Source organism: Rhodococcus sp. 008, from assembly GCF_001682295.1.
GTDB classification, from domain to species: domain Bacteria; phylum Actinomycetota; class Actinomycetes; order Mycobacteriales; family Mycobacteriaceae; genus Rhodococcus_F; species Rhodococcus_F qingshengii.
The window spans coordinates 422588-440165 of the sequence record NZ_CP015203.1; the positions used below are offsets into that span (position 1 = coordinate 422588).

Sequence of the window (17578 nt, forward strand, 5' to 3'; positions counted from 1 at the left end):
CCTTCTGCCCCACACGTGCTAAAGCACAACCAATAGTTGTCGAATGACGCATTTTGTGTGCTTATCAATTGTGAATTCGATCCGTAGCGTGATGTTGTCACACTGTCGATAACAGGAGCAAACATGTCGAATTCACTGCACGGCAAGTCAGCGATCGTCGCAGCCGGCGCCAAGAACCTCGGCGGACTCATCAGCACCACCCTCGCTGCCCAGGGCGTGAACATCGCGGTCCATTACAACAGCGACAGCAGCGAAGCGGACGCGAACACGACAGTCGCCGCGGTCGAATCGGCCGGCGTCAAAGCAGTGAAGTTCCAGGCCGATCTGACCGTCCCCGCAAACGTCGGGCGCCTCTTCGACACCGCGATCGGCGCCTTCGGAAGCGTCGACATCGCAGTCAACACCGCCGGCAAGGTCCTACGTAAACCCATCATCGAAACCACCGAAGCCGAATACGACTCGATGCTCGACATCAACGCCAAAGCCGCCTACTTCTTCATCAAAGAAGCCGGGAAACGCCTCAACGACGACGGCAAGGTCATCACCATCGTCACAGCACTACTCGGCGCGTTCACCGACGGATACTCCACCTACGCCGGCGGAAAAAGTCCGGTCGAACACTTCACACGGGCCGCAGCCAAAGAATTCGGTGCCCGCGGAATCTCCGTCAACAGCATCGCACCCGGCCCCATGGACACACCGTTCTTCTACGGCCAGGAAACACCCGAACGCGTAGAGTTCCACAAATCGCAGGCAATGAAGAACAAGTTGACCCAGATCGAAGACATCGCCCCGATCGTCCGCTTCCTCGCCGACGACGGATGGTGGATCACCGGACAAACGATCTTCGCTAACGGCGGCTACACCACCCGCTGACCTCAAGTTCGCTCAAATCCAGCGCGCAGAGGACAAATCCGATCTGACGGATCGATACACGCGCATCAGGTACCGAACCGTTCCGCGGCACCGGCCGCGACTGGGATGTACCCGAGCTACCGATGGTTACGCTTCTAGGGCTTCGTCCAGTGCCCCTATGGGGACATGGAAGGTGACGAGCGCTCCGGCCGAGATGAGGAAGGCCCTCTCGGCGCCGTTGATCGTTGCACGAACCAGGCCGGATCCTCCCCGGTTCATGATGGTCTCAACTTCTGACATCAGTCGCTTCACCTCGGCGACAGACAGTTCGTAGCCGTCTGAACCGTATTGAAAAACAGCCTCAGTCAGCTCTGGGGTGTGATCGGGATTTCGGTGCTTCACGATTCCTAGTCTGCCAATCCCTGCTAATGGGACAAGAGGGGCCCAACCGGATCATGGCTGCCAAACCGTCCCGGTTGGGCCATTCGTGCCCCGATCTTGCCCACCTAGAGGGCAGCACGCGGTTCTCGGTGGCCGCCTCCGGGCCACACGCTGAAACGGAGCGGACGGAGCGCGCCGCTTGCGGCGCGCGGACCAGGTGCCCACCGGCGCCGGAGCGTTACCGCAGCTCGGTGGGCGGCGCGCACGAACTGTCGGGGACGCGCGCACAGTCTTGGTGGCCCGCCGACATCAGTTGTGAACATCCAGTCGGCGGACCATGCGCGTCGGGACCGATGAAAGCTCGACGCGCAGATAAGCAGTCCATCAGCGAGAACAGGTGGGGGTTCCTTTCGATGGGCCAAACCACTAATGCCCCAATCCTTCACAGTGCAAACATAAGCATGGGCGGTCCGTCCGGTCGCTCGTCAGTAACAACCGGACGGACCATGCGCGCCCCTGCCGGAATAGAGGGCACGCAGTCAGGTGGCCCTTCGGACTTCCATGGTGACGTCTGTCCGAGGGGCCGATTCCATTGCTGCCCGCAACTCCAGGGCGTCAAACATGAGGATGCCCGGAAACTTCAGTACCGACGATTGTCGACGATCCGTGCGTGCCCCAGCACGACAGCATGAACGCGCAGTTCATCGGCAGCCCGCCTGATTGCCCGTCATTGACAACCGGTGTACGACTCGAGCCACACCTTCAAGGGCGGCGCCGAACGGCGTGCCTGATGTACGCGACGGTTGTTCAGATCCGCGAGTAGTTCCTACTCGCCGAGGGTAGCCATGATAAATCCACGGAACGTCAATCGTGTCACCCCAGCGTCAGTGTTTTCGTCAACGATATGAACGCAGGGCGTAGGTCGCTTCACCTCGTCAGAGGTGGCTTCGCCGAGTCGCCCGAATACAGCGGATGCTTGACTTCCTCTCGTCACCGATTCCAACGCAATCGGAAGATTCGCCACCACCGTTGAAACCGCTGACCGCAGACACTTGCGCTGGCGCCACCACGAGGCAGACTCAGGGCATCGTTCGCCGATCAACGGGTCGATCAATCGTGTCCGACACCTACACGACAAGGAGACGCGGGACACTACTGACAGCTCCGTAACGACGATTCTTCGTCTCAACCGGTCAGCGCACTACAACTGGTAAATCGGATGCGCGCTGGGGAGGCACGGACCGGGAGCAAGCCACAGATTCCGCGTGGATCCCCGAAAACCGAACTCGGTCTTTTACCGGCCGTATTGAATCGAGACGAGATGTCGACTCTTACACCTTGACAGTCTGCACCGTTGTTGGAAGCTCCGCGACTGCGCCCGCCATCGAGCGCGGAATCGAGTTGGCGTGGAGCTGAGCCCGACCGAAAGTCGCCTACGGCACGCCGAAACCCGACGCCAAGGGCAGGTGGACAAGTCCACGCCTCGGGACTTGCTGGTGCACGTGCTGGGTGCGCGTTTGAGAAAATCACGTACCGTCGATATTCGCGAGCACCGCGCCCCTTCGTCGCGACCGAATCTGGACGTGACGGTCTCCACTGCAGCGGTCCCCTGTTGATCACCGTGCTCGAGTTCTACGCCGGCGCGCCGCCACACCCGACCAGCCCACGCTGAGGCTTAGTCGATTGCTTCAACGGACGTCTCGGCGAGATTGACGATTGCTGTGATGATTCGACTCATTTGCCCGCGGAAGACTCACGGGGTCAATGCGTTCGCTAAAAATGTTTGGCCCTCAGGCCCGATGCGTTCACGTGGCCATACCCCACCCGATCGCCTACGGGAGAACGACAACGGTGCACCGCACCCCTCACAGACCGAGCCTGTTACAAACCCACCATCCCGAAAAGCGCAACGATCGTTGACTTCTCGGCTACAAAGTAGACATTCAGGATCGTACCCATCGCGCGTGAGGGCGTGGTAGGGCAAACGGCCGAATGGAGCGATTATCGAAAGCAGGCGCCCCGCGCCAAGTCGGAGGATTCCGATATTTCCGCACGAAACACGACGGGAGACGGTCCGACAACGTCGCCGCAATACACAACTACCAACCCGGGAAGACAATTCCCGCCAAAATACCACTCTCACACAAACATCCCGACGACCGCCAGTACGTCGCATAGACGTTGGACGCCATCCGCACGAGCACCACTACTACGCCCGAATCATCCTTTGTGGAAGAGCGAAGAGTGCTCCCCTCCGACACGAGGCACCTCGCCGATGAGTCCGGTCGATGCGTCAGCTAGTCGCGACTGCGTCGGTCAGTTTCGCACAGAACGCCGGCAAATCGTCGGGCTTGCGGCTCGATATCAACGTATTCGGGCCAGAAGTGCATACTACGACTTCTTCGTCTACCCACGTGCCGCCGGCGTTCGTGATATCGGTACGCAAACTAGGCCACGACGTCAGCGTACGACCGGCCACCACGCCGGCTTCGACCAGCGTCCACGGTCCGTGGCAGATTACCGCGACGGGCTTCCCGGCATCGAAGAAACTCCGGACGAACGTCACCGCTTCTGGATTCATGCGGAGAAAATCAGGGTTGGCCACGCCCCCGGGCAGGACGAGAGCGTCGTATTCGGACGACTCCGCCGACTCGACCACCGCGTCCACGTCGAAGACGTCAGCTTTGTCGAGATGGTTGAACGCCTGGATGGTGCCGGATTCTGTCGAAACAATCGACGGCTGAGCGTGTTCGGCAACCAATGCATCCCACGGATCTGTCAACTCGACCTGTTCGACTCCCTCCGTCGCCACAAGGAATGCCACTTTCTTCCCTGTAAGTAATTGACTCATGCTTGAGCGTCCTTCCTCATCTTCGCCACTCCTGCCGAGCTACTGCTCAGCTGGATGCGCCCTCGGTGTCGTCGAAGAACGACCATTCGCCATCATGGTGGACTTCCATTCGCCATCCCAGTTCGGAGTTGTCGGCGCGAGAATCCACGAACCAGGCATGCGCATCGTCAGCGCTCTCGATGTCGCGCGCCGCGGTGACGTCGCCTGCAGGATTGATCACTCTGTAAGTAGCCATTCCGCTCACCTTCCCCAACCGACGTTTCTTCAATCATCGACCGTGACGACGACAAATCAACCCGCACCGGCACCATGTGCGTCAGGCGCTGGCCGAACGCGCCTTCACTCCGACCGCCCGGTTCGCGTCCGGGGGATCGAGGAGGTCTCTGATGGGCGACCCGAGTGGATAGAAACAGCTCTACGACTTGGTAATCCCCCTCACGCTGCCAATGGAATCACCGTCACAATCGCAGCATTGGTCGTCGGTGCCGACGCAACGTCTTGGATCTACCACAACGAAATCTTCTTCCTCGCATCGCTACCGATCGGTGTCATGTCCTACGTCGCACTGGTAACAAACACGCTGGCCACTATCGCCCTTTATGTGCTTGGGCGTCGTAGCCACGCTGACGGCCACGAGTCGCCATCTCTCCTAAGCTCGCGACAAGAGGGATCCAAAGGGAAGTAGACGAACCTCAACTGCAAGCCGGCGCGTCAGCTTCGCCGTCATGAGGCACGGGTCCACCAGACCCCCCAATCTACCTGCACTCAGATTCCGAGAAATGCTCTGCGCGTAGACTTTTCGAGCGCTGATCACGAATCGGCTGAGTCCGCCAGCGACACTACATCAGTCACCCGGTATCCAAACCCAAACGGTGGAGCGCCTCCGATCTCGAGCCGGAGGCTCCCCTTTACGCGTGGGCCTGCACGATCCACCCCACCCACCTCACCTCCGCGGGAATCGCATACCACGGTAGATTTCCCGGTGAAGTATGCGTAGCGATGTTCGAACACGCCGCAGACGCCATCCCACCCGTCCGGCGCAATCACTTACCGCTGTCCCGTATCGGACTCGCGCGTAGAATAGACAGCGCGGCAGTAGCACTGAGTATCACGCCGTCTGACTCGGCGGGGGTGATCTCCACATCGCTCTTTTACCCCCAGTTGATCACAGATATCCGGACGTTTCTTTCGCTCCGGATATCTCGCAGAACAACGCCAGCTTTTACTCAGGCGCCAGAAATCGGGTCCGATTCACGCTACCTTCTAGGCTATGGGGACCAGCTTCCACGGACCGAACCCGTGGCCACACATCACTCGCGCGATCCGGACGCGAGGGCCGCGCTATGCCGCTGTCCCTTATCTCGGACACCTTGCGCCTGAACTACTTCCACTTCGTAGTGGAGACCTTCTGATCGTCAATGCTTCTACCGCGGCGATCCGCGCCCACGCCATTTCCCCTGTCGTTCTTTCGCACTACCTCAGCAAGGGCGTTCGCATCCTCTCGTCGTCAGCACTGCACGCCAAGGTCATCGTGACGAACCAACGAGCTGTAATCGGCTCGGCGAATGCTTCCGAAAACTCTGTATTCACCCATGAGGCGGTCATCATTTCCGATGACCCTCAAGTGATCGCCGACAGTCACGCATTCATCAAGAATATCGACGAAACCACCGTGGTAGACCAGACATTCATCGACAACGCTGAACGTGAATGGGCAATCGGGCGCGCCGTACCCATCCCCGGCATCGCAGGACGAACGCAGATCCTCGCCAACGACTTCCTTCCAGCTCCGAGCAACAGAATATTCATCAGGCTAGACAGCGGCAACGAGAGCTATCCTCTCGTGCGCATCACACCTGCGAAAAAGCCTTCACCGAAGGAGCTTACGGCCGATCCGACTGTGAGATACCGACTCGAAACGCTCAGAATCGGAAAACCAGGCAGCATTGCACGTGGAGACGTAATCATCCGCATCTCCATGAATACCGAATCGCTACTGCCACCCGCTGTCGTGATATCGAATGAGGAAAGAATACCTCTCTCCCCCAGCCAATTTCACTGCTTTCTCCGCGTTCGCAACGACCTGCTACCACTTCCTGTCGCAGACGTCGAAAAGCATCTCGCCGACGTCGGGCATCCCAACGCACAGCTGAGTTCCAACCACTATGTTCGCTCACTCAGTCTTCGGACCGAACTCTTGGCATTGTGGGGCCTTTGACACCGTGAAACGAATGTTGACGTTGCAAGGCAGCCTTTCGAGCGCAGGAGCACTTCGCTCCCGATATGTCGATCCGAACATTGCGCTAGCGGAGAGCCGGCAACACGCGACTCTGGCGCCCACCTGTCGAATGAAATCCTTTGTGTAACTGCGAATGAGAAGCGCCAACCGTGACATTGCACGCAGATCAACCTCGCCCCAGCGAAGTCCCGTCACGACTCGCCCGCGGACAAAACGCAGAGCTCTCCGCGTTCGAGACGCACGTTCGACAAGAGACCAGTGTGGTGTCTTTCCGGATCTTTCCGACGTTCCTCTCACCATCCACGGTCCACAGGCCCCTCGTCGCCATCCCACTCCGCGTCACTCGGCAGTGCATTGTAGAAGCAGCACCCCGCGCGCGGGCTGCGTAGCCCCTACCCCTCGCTCAACCACATGATTGCACCCCGGCATTTCACTGCATGAGAGCCAAGCATCTCCCTCCACTCCTCGGAATTCGAAGCGGCTCCGACACGAGGACGCCGACGAACGAGCCAGCGCCAACCTAACCAGGATCCGCCTTCGGCGGAGCTTGTAGAAGCGCCCTCGTCGAGCGCGTTGCTGCACGGGCGGCGGCGAACAGTGACCGGGCCGGCGCAAAATCCCACGGAACACCATGGCAACATCAACCACACGCGACACACCGAACAAGCGCGCCTACCCGTATCAGTTACAGATTGGTTCTAGTCTTTCCTCATGGCACAGCACAACAAGGGACCTCGCGGACACATCGCGACTCGTGCTCCCCTCAAGCAGCACAAGGTGTACGAGGATCGGGCCGCCGAACTCGGAATCCCTGCTGGGGATTACTCCGTGCTCATACTGGCCATCACCCACGGACTGGACATACCGGACTACATCATCGACAAACTGCATCCGGACCAGCTGAGACTGCTTGAGGTCGAGGCTGCTGGATCATTGCGCCGCATCGAACAGCTTGCGGTCGGCGCATGAACTACCCCTAGACAGCGAACAACCCCCAGGGCTTGGCGGCATCGGGGGCTGTCCGTTTATGCGGTTGTGGGAGCTTCCCAGCTCCCTGACCACCACTAACCCAGTGAAGGAAGAGGCGGTGACCACCACTACCTCGAAAGGAAGAGGCGGTGCTTACTCGATGATATCGCAGAAACGCAATTCCGCCATACTCGCGGACGTATTCGCGGTGTCATTTTTGGCACGTCCAGATCACATTTCGGCTTTCGTGGCACCCGGATCACACTTTCGTGTCCCGAATGTCCCATCCGAGCAGGCCAGCACCGTACCGGTAGCGGTACCGATGTGCGGCCGCCGGATCGAAGAGACCTCCCGAACGACCGCGGCCGTGGCGCGTATTCAGCGGATCCGCAGACTGGGAGGCTGCCCGTAGCCAGCCAGCGAAAGAGAGACCTCGATACCTAACTACACAGCGCAGACCTCTTAAAAAGCATAAAGGCCCCCAATGGGGGTGATAGGGCGCGGACCGCATCGCGGCGAATAAGGACTGGCAGGTCCTTGACGTCGATTGAGAACTGGCAGGTTCTCCGACATCTGTTCTCGAATGTTGCTCGAGAGGTGAGCTCAGAAAGTTGGCGCTTTCTCTGCTCGTACTGCATCCCCCGGAAGGGACTTACCTATGGCAGGTACGTCTCAGGGTAGCGCATACCCTGAATACAGCCCAACACATTCCATTACATCCACCGTCGGCGTGTCGCGCAGTCGAACCCCAGCCACTGTCCCTCAGTCGGTTGAAGTCGACGAATGGCAAGTGGCAGTCGACGATGCTCTCGCCCGAGTCGCTCGTATCGAGGCTGCGGCCCGTCGTCTCAACGAGGCCACTGAGCAGCGTGGACGCTCCTGGTCACTGCCCGTTGATCCGACGATCCAGGCACGAACACCCGTGTGGACATCACGCCGGGAATGGCTCCGACAGTTCCGGCATCACACCACAACCGCAGCCGGCAAAGACCTATGCTCGCGTCACCTCATCAAGCCCGACAAGGCCTATACGGTGGCACACGCTCACGCACATTTCGCCGAGTCCCACACCGGTCGTGGAGTCTCGGCATCAAAGGCAACAATCGCTGCACGAGCCAAAGTGAGCGAATCGACTGTCAACCGCGCAAGGCGAGTGCTGATCGACCTAGGAATGGGCGTCGAACATGTCCGCGGGCGGAACCTCAAAACTCCCGAATTCCTCGCTGCTGAGGCCCACCACGGCGGACAACAACACCGCGCAGCATCAACGTGGTCACTGTCATCACCTCGGAAAGTCGTAGCGACGACCCCACCGCCCCATTCCGCGAAGAAGCGTTCAACTCCCACCATTGAACGGAAGACCCACCGTGGCGCTCGCAACTCCGCGAGGGGCGGGGACAGGTCGCTTACTCCCCCCCGGCGCAAGCGACCTGGACACATGGAAGCTGACACCCTATCTAGTGTTGGTTATTTTTCTTGTGAAGTTCTTCCGTTAGGAAGAACTCACCAACGCGCACGCGCGCGAACTCAATCGAAAACCAAGAAGCGCAGCGCAGCGCAGACTGTACCGAGGCCCCTGGCACTTCAACGAACCGCTGCAGAACTCGTCAACCACGCGCCAGCTCTCAGACCATCGGGGCATATCGGTTCGGTCTGTGACCTTCTTCGTGACGCGAAAATCGACACGACACGCTGGACAGGCCGAGACATTGCTCTGATGTTGTCCCGAGATACTGCGGAGCGGGGGTGGATTTGGCCGACTCGATCCAGCTTGGTATCGCCTCTCGGATACCTCCGACGCCGACTTCAGAGCATCGACTGGGCCGGCGAATCCCCGAGTGAACAACGGAAGCGGGCAGACCTCGCGAGAGGGAGGGAACAAGAACTGCTTGAGAAATCGTACATCCAGCGGTCAGCGATGGCGGCGAAACCCGAGCACCGTGCGAAGACCCTAGCGGCCATTCGAGCACACTTGACGTCCCGGCTTCGGCGTTGACGATCGGGTGCTCCAACCCAGCGGACGCCGATGGGAAGCCCCAGGATTACCTCCGTTGGAGTTTGGACGTCCACTGAGGAGCCTCGAAATGCATTCGTCGAGCGAAGGCAAGGGTCCTCAGTAGGGATCCGCTGTTCGTTCCGAGGTTAGGGGTGGTGCAGGATCTGCCGACGTCAGACCGATGGTGATGGCAGGAGGTAGCCCACATGTATTTGCTGCCCGGCGGTGGTCTTTCGGTTCCGTCTGGGCGAACTGGGGTCCTGCTCTCCAACACGAGGCACTGCTGTGGGGCGTTACGTGTTTCGGTTGGTAGTCCCGGGCGCATGTTGATTTGTGCTGGTAGCGATCCTTTCGCTAGATCAGCGGTGCAATGTTTGCGTGAGTTGCACACATTGCACCAGGACCTTGGCTGGCATGCAGTGCACGCAATGCGAGCGTCGCACGGCATGCAATGCACGCATTGCATGCGATTTCCTCGGAATGTGACGTCTCAACCGCCCGCTCCCCCACCGCGAAGAAGGTGATTGATTCCAAACCGGGCTTCCCGCGCGTCCGAGTTCATGACTGAAGACGCAGGGAGCTATGCCGCGGTCTGCCAAATCGGAGCATTTTTCGCGGCACTTAATCCAAGCGAGTACCCACACCAGTTTCGTCACTGTGACGATTGGTCGAAGGTTGCCCGCTGATTTGGCGACAGTTCCCAATGAACTTTGGCGACGATTCCGAATCAATTGTCGTCGTTCAAATTCTCCGAGCCATGACGGCCGTCGTTTCGCATGCGAATTGCGATGCTGTACACCTGGATTAGCAATCGAGGCGAAACTACCGTTCCCTATCCGCCTTTAAGGACTCGAACGTACGTGGTTCCTGTGTGTGTGAGGCCTGATTGTCGTCAGGTCAGCCTGTTGCGCTGTTCTGTATTTGGTGGGGAATTCCTCATTCTTCCTTGGGGGATTCGCTGACCGGGCCCACAGCGAGTTGTGCTGCTTTCGGATCGCCCCAACGCTTGTTCGAGGTCTCCCTTGTTTTGACGTGCAGTTGGATTATGGGCTGGGTGCAAAACTGCGAAGCGCTATCGCGTGGCATGTTGTCCCCCAACGCTCCATGGAACGCGCGCACGACGTGTGGGTGAGAGAAATACGTGCCGGAAATTTGCACCCAGTAGGCCCAGTGGATCAGAAATCGAAGCGTGGCATGCGTCGAATAGATGACGACACGCGCTGCGTGCTGGGCATGCACTTGTTTGTGTGCGTGCAATCCGTGCAGACCATGCGATGCGTGTTATGCATGCAATGCCAACGATCTGCGCACGACACGCGCCGTTTTCGCTCGTTCTCTGCGGACGGGTTGTCGACTGGACTCGATGGATCGGCCGTTGTTCCGAGCGCGTTTGACGACCGACGCGTGCTGTTTCAGCGCTGTTCTGTCGCTTCACGCGTAGGCCGAGTGCTGAATGGCTGAGATACTCGCGACTAGGCGTCTCCAAATGTCGTTTGCGTGGCTACGCGATCTGACAACCTGTGGTCTCGATCTTCCTTCGGGCTGGGGGGCGACTTATCTACCTGCAGTTATAGCATTGCATGCTCTACATGCAATGCAAGGGATGCACGCAGCACTGTAAGTGCGTGCACTGGTCGGAGTGCTCACCTTCCATGCACAGCGAGATGTTGCGCGCATGCAGTACATGCAGTGCACGCACAGATAGTGACACGTGCACAGAGCGTTGTGCATGCAAAGCGTGCATGAACTGCATGCAATGCACGCAGGGCCCGCTATGCATGCATAGCGCGCTAAGCACGGCACGCATGTAGTGCGATACTTGCAATGCAGGCAACCCTTGTTGTCCATGCGTGCTTCGCAAGGCGAGCATTGAATGCAATCACAGCGCGTATCGCTAGCCATGCAATGCCAGCGGTCAACGCACTCAGGGCGATGGGTGCGCGGCTTGCGAACTGAGCAACGCGTGCAGACCGTGCGCAACACGCATGTAATGCATTGCTAGAACGCAGTGCATTACATGCGTGTTATGCTACGCGCGCACGGAATGCGTACGGTGCGTGCATAGAAAGGCACGCGAGTCTCGCGTGAGTCGCACGCAGAGCGACGCTAGTACGAAACGCACGGATTGTGTGTGGCACTAGCAAGGCGTGTGTTGCAATTTCTGCATGCAACATGTGCTTTGCATGCCTCGCGCGCAATGCACGCCTTGCACGCGTGAACGCCCCCGACGAAAGGCCCGCAATGCAGCCACGCAAAATCGCACTTGGCAACCAGAAGGGGGGCGTAGGCAAGACAGCATCCACACTGGGCCTTGCCAGCGCCATCACCGCGGTCGGCGGGAAAGTGCTGATTGTCGATATGGACCAACAGGGCAATACCACAGGTGGTCTCGGCGTTACCCTCGAAGAGGGAATGCTGACGGCTTACCACCTGATGAACGAAACCAGGGAAGGTATCGCCGCGGAGGCGATCATTGCCACGCCCTGGGATGGCGTTGACCTCATACCCGCAGACGAAGAGCTTGGCAAAATTGAATCAGACGGGTCGAACGACCTGGTATTTCGGCTGGACGTGGCGTTCGAAGGTCTCGACCTTTCCCCCTACGATGCAGTACTTTTCGATTGCCCACCCAATATGGGCAAGGTTTTGTTTGCCGTCCTTATTGCGGCGGATGGCGTTGTTGCCATTACTGAACCCACGATCGACAGCGTCGGGGGCGTCCAGAAGCTGGAAGAGACAATCGACACCGTCCGTAAACGGGCAAACCCGAAGCTCGAGTTCGACAAGATCGTGATCAGTCGTAAACGCTCCACAGGCGAACATGAGTTCCGCGAAAGCGAGCTGAGGGAGACCTACGGCACCCTTGTCGCCAAGACCTCCATCCCGGAGCTCGCGGCGCGGCAGGACGCGCACTCGAATCGCACTCCGATCCACCAGTTCAAGGGCGGAAAAGCGCTTACGCTGCAACTTGCTTACAGTGATCTGCTGGCTGAGCTCCCCATCGTGATCGGAGCGCCGGCGTGAGTGTAAAACGGGAGCCTGCCATTCGAAAGACTCACCCGGCTGAACTCATCCCCGAACGACCGGTGAAGGGGGACTCGGTTGCAGAGGCGTCAGCAGTGTCGACGCCCACGCCCACGCCGCCTTCGGTCGATCTCAGTGGCCGAAAGGACGATGACGAGAAGGCGAGAGTAACCCACAACACTCGCATCAAGCCCTCCACCAAAGATCGGCTCCGCCGTGGGGTCGATAAATTGCGGTACGAGACCGGTGATCGCGAAATCAGCGAAGCCTCTATGACAGAGGCTGCGCTCGACGAATACTTGAAAGCCAGGGGACTCTAGCGTGCACTGCATGCTATGCATGCACGCATAGCATGCAGTGCACGCAGGTTTGCGGCGACGCCGAGGGTGTACGACCTCGAAACCGTCTGGCCGGGAAATCTGCACACAGTGATGACGGAAAGGTACGGAAAACGCGACATCGAATTCTCGACGGCACGGAATATTTCGCATGCTTACCCGTTCAACACAAGATCGCGCAACAGGCCGTCAGCCTCCGGCTGTACTTCAGTGTGTGCGCAAACCATGTCACAACGCCCGAAAAAATGATCCGTTCCGCACAGCGAGGTGGCGCGTTCCTTGTGCATGGAAAGCGACACGCAATTTCGTAGCGGACCCCCATCGTCGACACGCAATGCGCACGCAAAAATGCAGAACATGCGCGTGGCCCGCCCGACCCGCCATGCAATAGGGCGAAGAGTCTGAACGATCGCGCCGCACGCACCGCTCACCTGCATTGCATCTCGCTGCCGGCATCTCGCTGAAGTGCAAAGCCGTGGCCACATGTACCAGTAAGCCCCCACGTCGCAATGAGCCGACAGCAGCGATGAGGCCACCACCGTTCGAAAACAGAAGGAGCCCCGCCGGCGGCAACCGGCGAGGCTCCAGACCGAGGACAGCCCTGTAGGAAGGAAGACCCGATCATGGGTGATTTTAGTCTGCGCGCTGCGCGGATCCAGCTTGGAGCACTGATCGCCGCACTTCTCATCGCAATTTTCATCGCGATCGGGATCACTGCCGGCGCATTCGTCCTCTCTTTCGCAGTCCAGCGTGACCTTGCGCGCCAGGGAACAATCCCCGAAAATCTTGCATGGATCTTTCCTGTCATCGTCGACAGCGCAATCTTCGGATCGACCGTAGCGATAGTGATTCTCAGCAAATTGCGGATGAACCGCCGCGACAAATACTTCTACGTGGCAGTCGCTGTTGCCGTCGTCGCGATCAGCATTCTCGGCAACGCCTACCATGCATTCCACTCCGCAACAGCTGCGCAACAAGCGGTAGCGGCAGGTCGGAGTGTTGGCTACGCGCCTCTCGACCCCGCAGTTGCAGCCATGATCGCGATCATTCCGCCAGTTCTCGTCCTTGCGTTCACGCATGGACTCGGAATCCTGATCAGAGCGACAGGGATTGCATACGCCGACTACAAGATCGAGATCGACAATGCCGCCGCACCCCTGGGCAAAGCCGCTACGCAAAGCAGCAACGGAAGTGGCAAGTCCGATAGCGTAGATATTTCGTTTGTTGCCCGCGATGCGAGTACAGGGCAGGGAGGCGTAGACCCGGGTCCCATCCAAGCAACCGAATCCCCGGTGGATTCGCAGCCTTCGAAGGGGGAGTCGGCAGTAGCTCCCGAGCTCGAATGGTTCATAGTCCAGTCGGACCTGCCTGACGCCGTAAAGGACACCGCACGTCGCAAACTTGCGGACCCGACGTTGACCTGGGAGATGATCGCCCAGACGTCCGTGCCACCCGTCGCGACGTCGACCTCATGGCGGCGATACGAGAAGTTCGACATTGCTGCCCGCGCGGCCGGATTCGACAGCCCGCCCCTTATCGACATGCGCGCCCCCGACGTCCACCTGGCCGAGCACCTCGTTGCAACGGCGTGAACCACGCTGAAACCGGCCATGCGGGAAGCACCCGATGTCCACAAAACGCGTCATCATTGGAGATGCACTCCGACGGCCCCAGATCGCAGGCAAGGAACCCGCATTGACTGACCCAGACAACCGAATCGACGTGACCGTTCCATCCGACCCGCACAGGCGACCTCGTCAACAACGAGCACTCGATACGAAGGCGAAGATCCTCCAGGCCGCTGCACGCTCCTTCGCGATCAATGGTTACGCAGCTACATCGATGAATGACATCGTCGCGGAAGCTGCATCCACGAAAGGCGCGGTGTACTTCCATTTCGATTCGAAGGAAGAGATTGCACGAGAACTCGTCGACCACTGGTCGACAGCCCTCCTCCGAACTCTGCACTCAACCGACGGAGTAGGGGTGTCCCCACTTGGCCACGTCGCAATGTTCTTCAACGGCCTCGGATCGCTCGTAGCGTCCGATGCGCTCGTTCGAGCGGGGCTCCGGCTCACAACGGAAACCGGACTCGACGTTGCTCAACACGCGTTCGGCGAGTGGGTGGATCTCGCCAGTCAACTTGTCGCTGCCGCGATCGCAGAGAAACAGATTCCCGACAACGCGGCCTCCCAGCGTCTGGCGATGAATCTGTGTGCAGGATTTATCGGTTCGGTTCAAGTAATTCGGATTCTCGGTGACGCTGGAGATTTCACTTCTCGTATCGAGGACCTACTGAGCGCCTATCTGCCACTTGACTCGTAGACCTCTAATTGACCCTTGAACAGGGGAGCGGAGGGTAGCCGAACCCAAAACCCTTTGATGGGTAGCAAATACAGGGTCATTTGATGTTAAACACTGCATTAGCGACCCCGGGGATGCGGCGTCGGGGGCTAGGGACGCACATGACTAGCTGGTACCAAGATGAATCCCAACCCGGTACCCTCAGCTCATGAGCACGCAAATCGCGGTCCGCCTACCGGACGAGATCGTGGCATTTCTCGACTCCGAGGTCAGAGAGCAACGCGCCACATCACGCGCCTCGCTGGTGCTACGGGCGCTCGAACGCGAGCGCCGCCGACAGGCCGCCGCACGCGACGCCGAAATCCTCGCTCACGCAACCGCCCATGACGAACTCATTCCACTGGTCAATCACACAACGAAACAATCGACGGGTCTCGCCTGATGCGACCGATACACGAAGCTGATCTCGACAAAGTCCGCCCCGTGCTGGTGCTGACCCGAGAAATCATCCGCCCGCACCTCAAACACGTCACAGTTGCCCCCATCACCACCGTGATGCGAGGACTGTCCACCGAGGTGCCAGTCGGAATAGCAAACGGAGTAGACGCCGACTCAGTGATCAGCTGCGAAAACGTCACCACCATCCCCAGCAGTGCACTCGGGCGCAACATCGGATACCTACTTCCTGCGCAAGAAGAATCGCTGTCCGCCGCCGTCCGCGCTGCGTTCGATCTCGAATGACGGCGTCGACGGGCAAAAAAGGGGAATCATGGCGTTGAAGAAGGGAGAGCAGTTCACCCTATTCGATCTCGAAACACCGGAATCGGCAACCAGTCCGGGTGACGTGCCTGAATCCGATCAGCCGTCACTGTTCGATCTCGGCGATGAAACCGCTGTCAAGCCTGCCCACGATACTGCTACCCAACCCGCCCCTGACGACGGCGATCTATCCCCCGACGAGGGGCCCCGCCCCCCGGAAACTTTTCCCGATCGGAGCTCTGAACCCGGCGAAACCGCTCCACAAACGCTACCCCCCGCCGGCACGTCAGCAGACGGACACGCCCTCATCGTGACCGCAGCTGGTTCCTACACGCCGTCAGGTGAGAAGCTGACCGGCCCAGTGGATTCCGTGGAAAAATTGGACAAACTCATCCGTTGGGCAACCCTGACACCCCTCGGCGCCCCTGCCCAGGTCTGGGTAGTCGGAATCGACGCCTGCGAGACGCTCGGCTGGATCATCGACCCCGGCGACGAAGACGACGTCGACGACATGGAGGTACTCCGCACTCGCGCCGCCGAAGAACTCACCGCCATCCTCCACTCCACCCTGACGCCGATGCTCACCGCAGGGTGGGAACTGCGCGGAGACCCCGGCCACGTCGTACACCTCTCCCGAAAAACAGGCAACTTCACCTCGATGGTCGACATCTTCATCGAACCGTACGTATGGACATACTGGAACAAGGATTTCGGCTGGAACAACCGCGTCGGCGACATGGGAATTCTCGGATCACCTACCGTCGGAACCTATCTCCCCGACGACGACCTGCCCGCAGCCCGAGAACTCGGACGGCGACTCGCATGGTGCGCATGCCACCTCGGTGTCCTCCCCGGGCCAACACCCGCACGCACTGGCGCTGCGGTCCTCGACAAGATCAAGCGCGAACGCACCCGAAGCGGCAAAGGAATCGCGGTCACCACCGGCGGGCCCATCCCACCGCTCAACGGCGAACCCCGCGGTGACCTCGAGCCCGAGGTCGGCTGGACCCGCATCTGCGACGCCGACGACCTCACCGACGCAACGGAACTTGTCTCAATCGACCAGCGAGCTGCCTACCTCGCCTCGGCCGGCATGCTCGAATTCGGCTACGGGAAACCGCGATACCTGACCGGTGAAAAGGCAGCCAGCGCAGCAGCATCGGGCGCGAAAGGTGCACCGTTCGGGCTCTGGCGCATCACCCTCCCCGCCGGGAACATGCTCGCACTGCCTGCGAAACTTCCACTCCCACACCCCCACATGCTCGCCGATCAGCCCGTGCAGACCTGGGTCACATCCGTAAGCCTGGACGCGCTGCAAGCACCCGTTGCCGACGGAGGCATCGGCGCCGAACTCGACGATCTCGACATCGCCGAAGCCTGGGTCTACCCAGAGCAAGGACGTGCTCTCGACAAATGGGCCAAGATCCTCCGTGAAGGCCGCAAAAACGCAGTCGACACCGGCGACGTTGCGATGAAACGGTTCCTCGGCGCCTGCTACAAGGGCTACATCGGGCGAATGGTGAACCCGGACATGTGGACCGCGAAGCAGATGCAACATCACCACCAGCCCCTCTGGCGAGCATCGATCATTGCCCATTGCCGCTGGCGCGGCCGCAGAGTCGCGATGCGCATTGCGCGTGAAACCGGCCGATGGCCCGTGCGCACCGTGACAGACTCGTGGGTCTACATGCTCGCCGACGGCGAAAACATCGCCGACGACAGTGACGCGCTCGGCAAAATGTCCGTGGAGAAACGTACTCTCCTGACCGAACCGTTGATCGAGGCACTCAGAGATGCCGACGACACGCACGAGATGAATCTCGCCATCAAAAGCGCATTCGCACACGACGAGGAGAAGTAGC

General features: G+C 59.5%; 12 protein-coding genes. 9 read left to right on the plus strand and 3 right to left on the minus strand.

The window, feature by feature from the left end; translation table 11 throughout:
- Positions 1 to 123 precede the first annotated feature (123 nt).
- The gene (locus AOT96_RS32380) at positions 124 to 876 is read left to right on the plus strand and encodes an SDR family oxidoreductase (protein WP_058228222.1); all 753 of its coding nucleotides are present in this window, start codon (positions 124 to 126) and stop codon (positions 874 to 876) included.
- Positions 877 to 1002: 126 nt separating this feature from the next.
- Here AOT96_RS32380 and AOT96_RS32385 read toward each other — a convergent pair whose 3' ends face one another.
- The 3 genes from AOT96_RS32385 to AOT96_RS32395 form a co-directional block, all read right to left on the minus strand.
- Entirely contained in the window at positions 1003 to 1257 is a 255-nt protein-coding gene (locus tag AOT96_RS32385; RefSeq protein WP_058228221.1) for a hypothetical protein, read from the minus strand.
- Positions 1258 to 3529: 2272 nt separating this feature from the next.
- Positions 3530 to 4087 carry a type 1 glutamine amidotransferase domain-containing protein gene (locus AOT96_RS32390; RefSeq protein ID WP_058228220.1) on the minus strand — a complete coding sequence of 186 codons (558 nt, stop codon included), beginning with the start codon at positions 4085 to 4087 and terminating at the stop codon, positions 3530 to 3532.
- A gap of 46 nt (positions 4088 to 4133) precedes the next feature.
- Positions 4134 to 4322 carry a hypothetical protein gene (locus tag AOT96_RS32395; protein WP_058228219.1) on the minus strand — a complete coding sequence of 63 codons (189 nt, stop codon included), beginning with the start codon at positions 4320 to 4322 and terminating at the stop codon, positions 4134 to 4136.
- 1035 nt (positions 4323 to 5357) lie between these two features.
- Between AOT96_RS32395 and AOT96_RS32400 the strand changes: the two genes are divergently transcribed.
- The 8 genes from AOT96_RS32400 to AOT96_RS32445 all read left to right on the plus strand — a co-directional run bounded on the left by AOT96_RS32400 (position 5358) and on the right by AOT96_RS32445 (position 17577).
- Positions 5358 to 6305, plus strand: a complete 948-nt coding sequence (locus AOT96_RS32400) for a phospholipase D family protein (RefSeq protein WP_058228218.1) — start codon at positions 5358 to 5360, stop codon at positions 6303 to 6305.
- A gap of 732 nt (positions 6306 to 7037) precedes the next feature.
- On the plus strand, positions 7038 to 7295 hold the full coding sequence (locus AOT96_RS32405; protein ID WP_007733695.1) for a hypothetical protein: 258 nt from the start codon (positions 7038 to 7040) through the stop codon (positions 7293 to 7295).
- A 4237-nt stretch (positions 7296 to 11532) separates the two neighbouring features.
- Positions 11533 to 12315 carry a ParA family protein gene (locus AOT96_RS32415; RefSeq protein ID WP_058228217.1) on the plus strand — a complete coding sequence of 261 codons (783 nt, stop codon included), beginning with the start codon at positions 11533 to 11535 and terminating at the stop codon, positions 12313 to 12315.
- A 961-nt stretch (positions 12316 to 13276) separates the two neighbouring features.
- Positions 13277 to 14245 carry a DUF2637 domain-containing protein gene (locus AOT96_RS32425; RefSeq protein WP_058228214.1) on the plus strand — a complete coding sequence of 323 codons (969 nt, stop codon included), beginning with the start codon at positions 13277 to 13279 and terminating at the stop codon, positions 14243 to 14245.
- A gap of 103 nt (positions 14246 to 14348) precedes the next feature.
- A complete protein-coding gene (locus tag AOT96_RS32430) occupies positions 14349 to 14978 on the plus strand; it encodes a TetR/AcrR family transcriptional regulator (RefSeq protein ID WP_231917475.1) in 630 nt (209 codons plus the stop codon).
- Positions 14979 to 15165: 187 nt separating this feature from the next.
- Positions 15166 to 15399 (plus strand): YlcI/YnfO family protein, encoded by a 234-nt coding sequence (locus AOT96_RS32435; protein ID WP_058228212.1) that lies wholly within the window; start codon positions 15166 to 15168, stop codon positions 15397 to 15399.
- Positions 15399 to 15698, plus strand: coding sequence for a type II toxin-antitoxin system PemK/MazF family toxin (locus AOT96_RS32440; RefSeq protein ID WP_058228211.1), 300 nt, complete (start codon positions 15399 to 15401; stop codon positions 15696 to 15698). Before AOT96_RS32435 ends, AOT96_RS32440 begins: the two co-directional genes overlap by 1 nt.
- A gap of 28 nt (positions 15699 to 15726) precedes the next feature.
- Positions 15727 to 17577, plus strand: a complete 1851-nt coding sequence (locus AOT96_RS32445; protein WP_058228210.1) for a hypothetical protein — start codon at positions 15727 to 15729, stop codon at positions 17575 to 17577.
- Position 17578: the final 1 nt, after the last annotated feature.

Bases quoted from the DNA above. Each gene is read 5' to 3' on its own strand.
- AOT96_RS32380 (WP_058228222.1), top strand. From the start codon at position 124: ATGTCGAATTCACTGCACGGCAAGTCAGCGATCGTCGCAGCCGGCGCC.
- AOT96_RS32390 (WP_058228220.1), bottom strand. From the start codon at position 4,087: ATGAGTCAATTACTTACAGGGAAGAAAGTGGCATTCCTTGTGGCGACG.
- AOT96_RS32395 (WP_058228219.1), bottom strand. From the start codon at position 4,322: ATGGCTACTTACAGAGTGATCAATCCTGCAGGCGACGTCACCGCGGCG.
- AOT96_RS32400 (WP_058228218.1), top strand. From the start codon at position 5,358: ATGGGGACCAGCTTCCACGGACCGAACCCGTGGCCACACATCACTCGC.
- AOT96_RS32405 (WP_007733695.1), top strand. From the start codon at position 7,038: ATGGCACAGCACAACAAGGGACCTCGCGGACACATCGCGACTCGTGCT.
- AOT96_RS32415 (WP_058228217.1), top strand. From the start codon at position 11,533: ATGCAGCCACGCAAAATCGCACTTGGCAACCAGAAGGGGGGCGTAGGC.
- AOT96_RS32425 (WP_058228214.1), top strand. From the start codon at position 13,277: ATGGGTGATTTTAGTCTGCGCGCTGCGCGGATCCAGCTTGGAGCACTG.
- AOT96_RS32435 (WP_058228212.1), top strand. From the start codon at position 15,166: ATGAGCACGCAAATCGCGGTCCGCCTACCGGACGAGATCGTGGCATTT.
- AOT96_RS32440 (WP_058228211.1), top strand. From the start codon at position 15,399: ATGCGACCGATACACGAAGCTGATCTCGACAAAGTCCGCCCCGTGCTG.
- AOT96_RS32445 (WP_058228210.1), top strand. From the start codon at position 15,727: ATGGCGTTGAAGAAGGGAGAGCAGTTCACCCTATTCGATCTCGAAACA.